Genomic DNA, 3,468 nt, shown 5'->3' on the forward strand with positions numbered 1-3,468 from the left:
CCGATCTATGGAATGCATACGTTTACATGCTCAATTCCACGCCGCAAAAGCCCCAAAAATATGTAACATCCACCAATATTGCGACACGATTACCCCCTACATGACTCCCCAACATTCTCAGTTAACGGTATAGTTGTCGTTATATGTGGGCGCATAACCGAAGTCGGGAACGCGCCAAGAGCATGGACCAAGGACGGAGGATTGACAGCATGGGAGAGGACACCAATTCGAGAGGATTATTCTTCCGCAAGCGGCCAAAGGAAGACGAGCATCAGGATGCTCCGCAAGTTCCTCATTTTGATCCGGCCACGACCTATGACACCTCGATGGTGTTCAAACCGAGCGGTCCCAAGCATGCGGCCACCAATGACGGTTTCGACCCGACTACTGCCCCCTCCATGACCGGCGATTTCATGGCGGACGAGAAGGCGGAGCGTGCCTTTGCAATGGAGCTCGCACAGAGCATGAGCCTGCCCTTCGTCGACCTCAACGAATACCAGGTCGACCGCAGCGTCATCGACAAGGTGCCCGCCGAGATGTGCCGCGCCGAGAAGCTCCTGCCCATCTCCATCATCAACGGCCGTCTCGCCCTCGCCATGGCCAACCCGCGCGATTTGTCAGCCGTCGACGGTGTCTCCGCGACCACCGGCATGACCGTCCTGCCCATGGTTGCCATGCCCTCGCAGATGGAAACAGCGCTCAACCGTTACCTGCGCGCCAACGACGAGCTCAACGAGATCTCCCACGAGATTGCTGCCACCGCCAAGAAGGAAATCAATCTCGAATCCGACGACGAAGAGGACTCCTCCCCCGTCGCGCGATTCGTCAACCTGCTCATCAACCAGGCCATCGACGACAACGTCTCCGATATCCACATCGAACCGCAAGAAGACGGGCTCGAAGTCAGGTACCGTATCGACGGCGTGCTGCACGTGTTCCAGCGGGCTCCTAAAGCCATGATCCAAGGCGTCATCAGCCGTATCAAGGTCATGGCCGACCTCGACATCGGTGAACGCCGTCGCCCGCAGGACGGCCGTATCACCGTCCGCCACGGCGGCAAGAGCGTCGATCTGCGTGTCGCCACGCTGCCGACCGTCTGGGGCGAAACCGTCGTCATGCGTATTCTTTCGACCCCTGCCGGCAACCTGAAAGTCGAAGATCTCAACTTCTCCGAGCGCAACCTCAAGGTCTTCCAGAAGGCATACCAACGCCCGTACGGCATGGTGCTCGTCACCGGCCCGACCGGATCCGGTAAGTCCACCACCCTGTACGCAACGCTTGGTGACGTGGCGAAACCGGAAATCAACATCATCACCGTCGAAGACCCGGTCGAGTTCCGTATGAAAGGCATCAACCAGGTGCAGGTCAACGTCAAGGCCGGCCTGACCTTCGCTGCGGCCCTGCGCTCCATTCTGCGAGCTGACCCTGATGTCGTGCTCATCGGCGAGATCCGAGACCAGGAAACCGCGACCATCGCCATCGAAGCGTCGTTGACCGGCCACTTGGTGCTTTCCACCCTGCACACCAACGACGCCCCGAGCGCCGTCACCCGAATGACCGAGATGGGCGTTGAGCCGTTCCTCATCAGTTCCTCGCTCGCCGCCGTGATGGCGCAGCGACTCGCCCGACGCCTGTGCAAGCGCTGCGCGAGAAAAGACAAGGCCACCGTCGCCGAACTCAAGATGCTCGGAATACCGTACAAGGAAGGCGACGAACTGCCGGATGTCTGGCGTCCGGTCGGCTGCCAGGAATGCTCGAACACCGGGTATAAGGGCCGTGTGGCCATCCAGCAGGTAATGGGTGTGGACGAGAAGATGGAAGGTCTGATTGCCAAGGGCGCGACCAGCCTCGAAATCGAGAAGGCCGCGACCGAGGCCGGCATGACCAGCCTGCGCGAAGACGGGTGGCAGAAGGCGCTTGCCGGAGTCACCTCCGTCGAAGAGGTGCTGCGAGTCACAGTCTGATTCGGCAACGCGCGATTCGAACTTCGCATGAACCCGTCCGGTGCGCGCGGAATACAGCACACCAGAAGAGAAGAGACACGAGGACACAGTATGACAGATGCTAACCAAACGCAGGGCGCCGGGGCAGGCGGGTCTGCGGACCAGACAGGTGGCGGGATTCCTAGCGGAACCGCACAGAGCAACGGTGGCTCCACCGTTGGAACCACCACCACCCAAACCGTGGAAAAGCAGACAACTGCCGCGAGTTCTGGCGTCGCTGCAGCAGGTATGGAATCCGACAGCACGCCGAAGGCCAACGAGGCGGACGTCAGCGAAACGGACGTCAGCGAGGCAAGCGACGGCGGGACAAGCGACGGCAATGCCGCAACCGGCGCCAACACAGCAACCAGCAGAGATACGTCAGAAGCGGACGGAAAATCCGAATCTGCCACCTCCAACGTCGCCGATGACGACGCAGAAGAAATCATGGAGGAAGGCGCATCGCGCAGCAACTCCTACCTCAGCGGACTCAAAGGCGTAACCATCCCCAACACCACGCCGTTCTACTCGGAGAAAATCCAGCGCGGCCGGCACTTCTCCGACGAGAAGGCCATCCGGGCTGACGATCCCAATCTCGACGACAGCATGAAGAAAATCTTCGCCATGCTGGACGAAAACGCTTCGGCCTACTACGAAAAGCAAGAGGCGCAAAAACCCAAACTGTTCCCTGAATCGTCCTATGAAGCCAAACCCGAGGAAACCCTCCCCTCCGACAGCTCCCTGGCCGAACTCGCCCAACATTCCGCGCAAATTAACAGCCGAGACGACGTGCAAATCGAGGCCTCGCTAGGACTCAAGCCAGGTGATCTGGAAAACTTCGACGACTTCGACGACTTCGACGATGAGCGCAAGAAAACGTATGCAACGCTCACCGGAACGTTGCAGCCCATCAGTGCGCCCCTTGCAGACGACGGGCAGCCTGTGGGAGCCGGGGCCGGGACGGAAACCGAGGCCGGAGCGGAAACCGTGGCCGGAGCGGAAACCGTGGCTGATGCCGCGAACCCGACGGCCAATCCGCAGGCTCATCAGCCGATTGCCGCAATGGAAAACGCACAATCGCCAGTCCAGCCAGCTGAGCTGGTCGCACACAATCAGGCAGCCGAATCCGGTACAACGCCTCAGAGTGAGCATGTCACGCGGACGTCGCAGACCGCCACGCAGCCTCAGCCGGCGGCGCAAACTCGGCAGTCGGTGCAAACTCGGCAGGCAGCGCAAGCCCAATCAGTCACACAACCTCAGCAGACCGCGCAGCCGGTCAATGCACAAGTACCCTCCACCTCCAACGAACCGCATATCATGAACGAACAGCAAACAGCAACACAGACCCCATCACAGAACCTGACACCCGAGCAGATGCAAGCCATGCAGGCGCAATATCTCGCCCAACAACAGGCGGCGCAAACGCAAGCCCAGCAGCAATACGCCGCATATCAGCAAGCCATGCTCCAGCAGATGCAAGCGCAAC

The 3,468-nt window shown here is 60.0% G+C and carries 1 protein-coding gene and 1 pseudogene; both read left to right on the forward strand.

Annotated elements, in window-relative coordinates:
- The first annotated feature begins 209 nt into the window (after positions 1–209).
- A complete protein-coding gene (locus ACI38B_RS00105) occupies positions 210–1,964 on the forward strand; it encodes a GspE/PulE family protein (RefSeq protein WP_439729020.1) in 1,755 nt (584 codons plus the stop codon).
- Between the two features lie 90 nt (positions 1,965–2,054).
- Positions 2,055–3,468 (forward strand): annotated as a pseudogene (locus ACI38B_RS00110) (hypothetical protein); the annotation flags it as partial.

The organism is Bifidobacterium sp. (assembly GCF_051876855.1).
Classification (GTDB): Bacteria; Actinomycetota; Actinomycetes; order Actinomycetales; family Bifidobacteriaceae; genus Bifidobacterium.